Genomic DNA, 2,697 nt, shown 5'->3' on the forward strand with positions numbered 1-2,697 from the left:
GCTTGTATTACATTATGTATAAACCGAAGGGCTGTGTCGTGAAATGAACGAAAAAGATACCAATGAAAACAATATTGAGCCGAAAAGCTACAGAAAAGCCTTTGCGAAAGCTCTTTTCAGCACTGTTTCGTCTCTTATCACCGCCGCAGCCGTTATCGTTCTGATCTGCAATTTCGTTTTCCCGCTTTTCAGAGTTACCGGCAGCAGCATGGAGCCTACTTTATCAAAGGGACAGACTGTGCTGTGCAATAAGTCCGGGGATATAAAAAAAGGCGACATAATCGCCTTCTACCATAACAAAAAAGTCCTTATAAAACGTGTTATCGCCGCATCGGGCGATACTATAAATATCCTTGACGACGGTACGGTGGAGCTGAACGGAAAAAAGCTTGACGAACCATATATCAGCAAAGTCTCGTCGGGAGAATGTGATATCACGTTCCCGATGACAGTTTCCGAGGACAGATACTTCGTAATGGGTGATGAAAGAGAGGTCTCGGTGGACAGCCGCACGACCTCCGTTGGATGTGTCGCTGAGGAAAACATAATCGGAAAAGTTTATTTCAGGGTCACGCCTTTTGGCTCATTTGGTAGGTTAAAATGAAAAACAAGCGCAGTCTGATATTTAATATCGTTCTTTTTGCCGCTCTTGCGGCGGGGATATGCATTATGCTCTACCCTTCGTTCAGCAACTGGTGGAACGCTGGCAAGCTCTCAAGAGCTATCGCGGTATACGATCAGACGGTCAGCGAAATGGACGATTCAGTAAAGAAAAAGTTCTTTGAAAGAGCGGAGAAGTATAACAGCGAGCTTGCAAAGCTGGAGTCTCCTCTCAGTGATTATAAGAATGTAAAGGGCTATGAACAGGCTCTTGACATAACAGGTACGGGTATAATGGGATATATTGATATACCTAAGATAAACGCTTATCTCCCCATATACCACGGAACCAGCAGCGAGGTGCTCAATATCGCCGTGGGTCACCTTCAGGGGACTTCACTCCCCATCGGCGGCATTGGAAATCATGCGGTAATATCCGCACACCGCGGACTTCCGTCTGCTAGGCTCTTCACTGATATCGACAAGCTCACGGAAAATGATACTTTCAGTATCACCGTGCTTGACGAAGTAATGGAATATGAGGTCGATGAGATAAATACGGTTCTGCCGTATCAAATGGACAAGCTTGCGCCGATACCCGATATGGACTGCGTTACTCTGATGACCTGCACTCCATACGGTATAAATACGCACCGTCTGCTTGTGAGAGCTCACAGGATCGAGAGCGGACAGCCTCACATCATTAAGGTAACTGCTGATGCTGTCCCCGTTGACGATATAAAGGTTCTGCCGTTTATAGTTGCTCCTGTCATTGTGATCCTGATGATCTTCTGGGCAGTTTCGGGCAGGATAAGATCAAAAAATAAGAGGTGATATGATGCAAAGGTACGGTAAATCATTCATGAGATTTTTCTCATGCGTTTTCTTAACATTTTCCCTTATGCTTATGTTTATACCGCTGTCAGGCGCTGTCGGCGCCGGGAACGACCGCTCCGTGACCCTGATATGCAGAAAGGATAACACCATCCTTACAGGTATGAAATGGAAGCTCTACAGAGTAGGAGAGCGCTCGGGAAGCGGCTTTGCGCTTACGGGGAATTTTGCGGGATATCCTATAGATATCAATGAGATCAACGAGGAAAACGTATCCGAGAAAGCCAAAACCCTCGAAAGCTACGCAGTTGCGGACGGTATTGCTCCCGTCGGCAGCGGTGAGACCGATGAAAACGGCGAGCTGAAATTCAGCGGCTTGAGCAAGGGCATATATCTTGCTGTGGGAAGAACGCTGCAAGTAGGCAATACCTACTATGTTCCCTCATCTCTCCTGCTTGAGGCTGATGATTCCGATATTTCATTCAGCTATGACGCATATCCGAAATTCGCCTATGCTACTCTTGGCGGAAGTGTCGGTTCGTATACCGTAAGAAAGGTATGGATAAACGATTCGGCTGAAAACACAGCTCGTCCCTCATATGTAACAGTTGACCTTTTCAGGAACGATGAACTCTACGATACAGTGGTACTGAACGAGGAGAACAACTGGGAGCATCGCTGGATAGACCTTGAACCTATCAACGACTGGTACGTTGTCGAGCGTGAGATACCTGTCGGCTACAATGTTATAATTGATTTCAACAGCACACAGTATCTCATAAAAAACAGCTATAATCCGAAGGATACGACTACAACGACAACTACTCTTACTTCGGGCACGACAACTACGACTTCCTCCGCTACAGATCAGACTACTTTAACGTACACAACGGCTACAGGTACGTATACCAATGTCACAAGTCCGCCGACAACTACGGTCAAGCTGCCGCCGCTCACGCAGACAGGACAGCTCTGGTGGCCGATAGTGCCCCTTGGCGCAGGAGGTATACTGCTGATATCCCTCGGTACGCTTATCAGGACAAAAAAAGAGGATAAGGAATAACAAAAAAACATCTTCAGTATTGAATAACTGAAGATGTTTTTTTATTTCTGTATTTTGCAGGCTCTTACTGTTATCCTTGCCTGTCCGCTCAGGTTGCAGGTGAAAAGTGTAATATCCCAGTCAGTGCCTTTTCCGTATATCATTCCCTCCGAATCCGAGCCGTCGATGGCTCTTATCTCGTCGACCCGATAGCTGTGGAC

3 protein-coding genes are annotated in these 2,697 nt (G+C 46.5%); all 3 read left to right on the forward strand.

Annotated elements, in window-relative coordinates; all coding sequences use genetic code 11:
* Window positions 1–43 precede the first annotated feature (43 nt).
* The 3 genes from lepB to K6G33_RS01770 are packed head-to-tail and all read left to right on the forward strand — an operon-like array spanning window position 44 to window position 2,497.
* Window positions 44–604, forward strand: a complete 561-nt coding sequence (gene lepB / locus K6G33_RS01760; protein ID WP_296775570.1) for a signal peptidase I — start codon at window positions 44–46, stop codon at window positions 602–604.
* A complete protein-coding gene (locus K6G33_RS01765) occupies window positions 601–1,434 on the forward strand; it encodes a class C sortase (protein WP_296775572.1) in 834 nt (277 codons plus the stop codon). Before lepB ends, K6G33_RS01765 begins: the two co-directional genes overlap by 4 nt.
* A gap of 1 nt (window position 1,435) precedes the next feature.
* Window positions 1,436–2,497: a Cna B-type domain-containing protein gene (locus tag K6G33_RS01770; protein ID WP_296775574.1), complete on the forward strand. Its 1,062-nt coding sequence runs from the start codon at window positions 1,436–1,438 to the stop codon at window positions 2,495–2,497.
* The last annotated feature ends 200 nt before the right edge of the window (window positions 2,498–2,697 follow it).

The sequence above is a fragment of the Ruminococcus sp. genome, from assembly GCF_024691275.1.
Lineage (GTDB): Bacteria > Bacillota > Clostridia > Oscillospirales > Ruminococcaceae > Ruminococcus.